This window comes from Actinomyces polynesiensis, assembly GCF_000820725.1.
Taxonomy (GTDB): Bacteria; Actinomycetota; Actinomycetes; order Actinomycetales; family Actinomycetaceae; genus Pauljensenia; species Pauljensenia polynesiensis.
The window spans coordinates 1-4561 of sequence record NZ_CCXH01000138.1; the positions used below are offsets into that span (position 1 = coordinate 1).

Genomic DNA, 4561 nt, shown 5'->3' on the forward strand with positions numbered 1-4561 from the left:
CGGCGTCCACGTCCGATCCGCGCATGGACTTGATGAAGGCGGAGGTCACGTCGTAGTGCTGGTCCTGGTCCCAGCGCACCAGCGCCTGGTTGGCGGCGGCCTCCACGTCCTCGACCGAGATCTCCTCCCGGCCGGCGTCGGTGGCCGCACCCGCCGCTGCTTCCAGCAGGGTGAGGGACCGGCGTGCGTCGGACCCCGCGACATGGACGAGGGCGGTCGCCGCATCCTCCCCGAGGGTGAGCCGGCCCCCCAGGCCGCGCGTGTCCGCAAGGGCGCGGTCCACGAGGGCGCGGATCGCGGCCTCGTCCAGCGGGTGCAGGGTGAGCAGGAGCGAGCGCGAGAGCAGCGGTGAGATCACCGAGAAGGAGGGGTTCTCCGTCGTGGCCGCGACCAGCGTGACCCAGCGGTTCTCCACTGCGGGCAGGAGTGCGTCCTGCTGGGACTTCGAGAAGCGGTGGACCTCGTCGACGAAGAGGACCGTGTCCTCACCCGTGGCGGCGGTGCGCCGCTTGGCGGCTGCGACGACCTCCCGGATGTCCTTCACGCCGGCGGAGACGGCGGAGAGTTCCTCGAAGTGGCGTCCCGAGGCACGGGCGACCAGGTAGGCCAGGGTGGTCTTCCCGGTGCCGGGGGGACCCCACAGGATGACGGAGGAGACGACGGGCGCGCCCTCCCGGGGCGGTTCGAGGAGACGGCGCAGCGGGGCGCCCTCGCCGAGGAGGTGGTCCTGGCCCACGACCTCCTCGAGGCTGGTGGGACGCATGCGCACCGCCAGGGGGGCCGAGGCCGAGTAGGCGGGGACACCCGCGTCGTCGACACCCTGCGCATCGAAGAGGTCCATGCGCCCAGCCTAGGCGTCACCGTGGGCACCTGCCGTGTCCCCCCTGGGCGTGCGCGTGCGGCCGGGAGGTCGACGGTGCCCGTCGATCCGTGGTGCCCACCCCGGTGCACCCGGGATCCCCGCCGACGGGCGGAGGCTCACGCGAAGAGCGAGGTGTCCCCCGCACCCTGGCGGGCGATGACCGGACGCCCTGAGGTGTAGTCGATGACCGTCGTCGGCTCCGCGTCGCCGACCGGGCCCACGATGACCAGGTCGACCTGGTTGCCGATGCGCTCGTCGACCTCGTGTCCGTCGATGAGGGGTTCCGTCTCCCCGGGCATGATGAGCGTGGAGCTCAGGAGTGGTTGCCCCAGCGCGCCCACGATCGCCTGGGTGATGACGTGGTCGGGGATCCGCACCCCCACCGTGTGCTTCTTGCGGTTGAGCGTCATGCGGGGCACCTCCTTGGTGCCCGGCAGGATGAACGTGTAGGACCCCGGGGTGAGGGCCTTGATCGTGCGGAACTCCGAGTTGTCCACGATGACGAGTTCGCCGAGCTGGGCGAAGGAGTGGCACAGGAGCGAGAAGTTGTGCTTGTCGTCCAGGCGCCTGATGGCCCTGATGACGTCCATGCCCTCCTTGTTGCCGAGCATGCAGGCCACCGCGTAGCCGGAATCCGTGGGCAGGGCGATCGTCCCACCCTGTTCGAGGAGCTCGACCGTCTTGTTGACGAAACGGACCTGCGGGTTCACGGGGTGCATCTCCACGTACGACATGCCCCCAGTGTGCCCCAGGTCACCGGCGGGCGCAGGCAGTCCCGGGATGCGGTCGTTCAGGCGGTCTCGGTGCCGGGGTAACCGCCGGCGGGCGATGCCAGCCCGACGGGTCGGAAGTTCGTCACGTGGGTCGACGGTTCCACGCCGATCGAGCGCATGAGCCCCGCGGTCTCCTCGGAGTCCCCCCAGGTGCTCCACTGCACCCATCCGGTGCGTCGCCACTCCTCGAAGAGGATCTGGGAGAACACCGCCAGGCCGACCCCCTCGCCGCGGTGGTCACGACGCACGGTGAAGGACCGCAGGTGCGAGTTCCAGTCGACGGAACCGTCCGGCGCGTGGCCGCGCCACGTGTCCGCGGCACCGGCGGCGACGAGGGTCCCGTCGCTGTGGACCCCCCACCAGCGCCCGTTGGTGGAGGTCCGCCGGTCGGCCAGGGGGTAGGAGTCGGTGAGCAGGGCCTGGACCTCCGTCGGGTCATCAAGCAACTCGACCGCCTGGTCGGTGGGTTCACGCTCCTCCGACACCGAGTACCAGTCCCACGTCCGCCGTTCCTCGAAGCCCAGGGAGGACAGCTCCGCACGCACCGACGGACCGACGTCCCCCAGCACGAGGACACGATCGGAGCCGCGCGCACCCTCGGCGAGGAGGGCGGCCGCCTCGTCACCGGCCAGCAGCACGGAGGTCGTCCCCTCCTCCGGGACACGCACGATGACGCCGTCGCCGGTCGTCCCCACGCGCACGTCGAGCCCCGACAGCCGGCGCCTGCGCAGCAGCGGCCACTGCGCGAGCACCCACGGGTCATCCCAGTACGAGTCCCACATGGCGACCTCCTCCCCCTGCGGGAAGTCTACGGGTGAGCGGGCGCGACGTCCCGGCGTGGCGCCCGGTTCACCACTCCCGGGCCGCGAGCAGCTCCACCAGGGCGGAGCGGAGGTCCTCAGGGGTGCCGTGGGAGTCGAGTCCCGACAGCGCCCGAGCCCGGGACCCGGAGGCGAGGTCACCCATGAGTGCGGCCTTGAGGTCGAGCCCGGTCGTGGCCGCCTCCAGCAACTCCCGCATGCGACGCACGAGGTCGGCCCTGTCGGCGGTGGCCCCTCCGAGCACCCCGGTGGGTACCTGCGCTCCGGACTCCACGGCGAAGGTGTCCGCCACCCGGAGCACGGCCCCGGTGGCGGGGTCGACCCGTGAACCCGCCGACTGCGCCGCGGAGCCGTCACCCCCCAGCACGCGCACCGAGACCGTGCGCCGTGGCGGCACCAGGGTCGCGTCCCCCGTGACCGGGTGCACGGTCAGGGTGCCGCTCGCGTCCTCCCAGACGATGCGCGTGGAGGCACTGCGCCCACCCTCCACGCCGTCGTCCTCGAGGAGGGTGTACTCCCCGTCCGCACCGGCCACGACGAGCACCTCCAGGCCCGCCGGGAGCCCGACACCCGCGATCTCCGGGTCGTCCCCGTCCAGGCCGGCCAGGGGCAGCACGGTGCCGGGACGGGCCAGGACGGGAAGGGTCTCCAGCGGGCGGTGCATGAGGACCCGGCGGCCGCCCTCGTAGGTCAGTCCCGACATGAGGTCCGTCCAGGTGCCCGCGGGCAGCCAGACGGGGACCTGCCCCAGCCCGGTGACCCCCGAGGCGGGGGTGGTCACCGGGGCGACGAGGAGCTGACGCCCGAACATGAACTCGTTGGGCACCTCCCAGGCGCCCCGGGAGGTGGGATCCTCCCAGTACATCGGCTGGACCAGGGGCTGGAGGGAGTCGTGTCCCCACAGCTGCTCCGTGTGGAGGTAGGGCACCAGCCGGTGGCGCAGTCGCAGGTAGGTCTCCTGCACGGCGCACTCGCGCATCCCGAACTGCCAGGGCTCCTTGGAGCCGAAGGGGTTGTTCGTCGAGTGGAGGCGCAGGACCGGGCTGAAGACCCCCAGCTGGACCCACCGGGTCTGCAGCTCGCCGTCACGCACCCCCGACATGTGGCCACCGATGTCGTGGCTCCACCAGCCGTACCCGATGTTGGAGGCGGTCGCGGTGAACTCGGGCTGGAAGGCCAACGAGGCCCAGGAGACGACCGTGTCACCGGAGAATCCCACCGGGTAGCGGTGGGAACCGGGACCGGCGTAGCGCGAGAGCGTGAGACCGCGGCCGCCGTGGTCGTCGGCCGAGGCGAGGACGTGGAGGTGGTTGAGGATCCACAGGGGATCCAGGCCGGGGACGCGCGTGTGCGAGCCCTGCTGCCAGTCGATCCACCAGAAGTCGACACCGTCACGCTCCAGCGGGGCGATGACCTCCTCCAGGTAGGCGGCCATCCCCTCCGGATCCGCCGGGTCGAAGGGCAAGGGGTCACCGGAGGCCGGGTCGACCCCCAGGCGCCGGGCCATACGGGTGTAGGACTCCTCGAAGGAGCGCACCCCCTCCGCCGGGTGGAGGTTCAGGGTCAGGGCCAGGCCGCGGTCGTGGAGGAAGGCGGCGAAGTCGCGGGGATCCGGGAAGAGCTCCCTGTTCCAGGTGAACCCGGTCCACCCGGACCCGTACTCCTCGGGGAGGTCGACGAGGTGCCAGTCCATGTCGAGCACCGCGACGGACAGGGGCACCCGTTCCTCCTCGAAACGGTCGACGAGCTCGCGGTACTCCGCGTCGCTGTAGGCGTGGTACCGGCTCCACCAGTTGCCCAGTGCGAACCGCGGGACCACGGGCTGCGGGCCGGTGAGCCGGTAGAAGTCGGCGATCGCGCCGCGGAAGTCGGTGCCGTGGGCGAACACGTAGACGTCCCGGCTGCCCGCCTCGCGCGGCTCCACCCACCCCGAGGCGTTGATCGCCGCGCTGCGGTCCTCCAGGGCGCTGATCCCGCGCCCGTCCATGACCCCCGGTTCCAGGGCGCACCGACCGTCGGCGCCGTCCAGCGTGCGCGCCGTGCCACCCAGGTTCCGGTAGTGGATGTCCTCCAGGGAGTCGTCCACACCCCACCGCCAGGTGCCG

General features: G+C 71.9%; 4 protein-coding genes. All 4 read right to left on the bottom strand.

Annotated features, from left to right (window positions below; genetic code table 11):
- Positions 1 to 841: AAA family ATPase (locus tag TA90_RS06345; protein WP_043535201.1), on the bottom strand; the 841-nt coding region annotated here is incomplete at its 3' end.
- A gap of 137 nt (positions 842 to 978) precedes the next feature.
- Entirely contained in the window at positions 979 to 1596 is a 618-nt protein-coding gene (locus TA90_RS06350) for an L-threonylcarbamoyladenylate synthase (protein WP_043535203.1), read from the bottom strand.
- A 56-nt stretch (positions 1597 to 1652) separates the two neighbouring features.
- Positions 1653 to 2417, bottom strand: coding sequence for a GNAT family N-acetyltransferase (locus TA90_RS06355; RefSeq protein WP_043535204.1), 765 nt, complete (start codon positions 2415 to 2417; stop codon positions 1653 to 1655).
- Positions 2418 to 2484: 67 nt separating this feature from the next.
- On the bottom strand, positions 2485 to 4561 hold a 2077-nt coding region (locus TA90_RS06360; RefSeq protein WP_043535205.1), incomplete at its 5' end, for a glycoside hydrolase family 31 protein.

Excerpts from the sequence above, each read along its gene's own strand:
- TA90_RS06350 (WP_043535203.1), bottom strand. The coding sequence starts at position 1,596 with ATGTCGTACGTGGAGATGCACCCCGTGAACCCGCAGGTCCGTTTCGTC.
- TA90_RS06355 (WP_043535204.1), bottom strand. The coding sequence starts at position 2,417 with ATGTGGGACTCGTACTGGGATGACCCGTGGGTGCTCGCGCAGTGGCCG.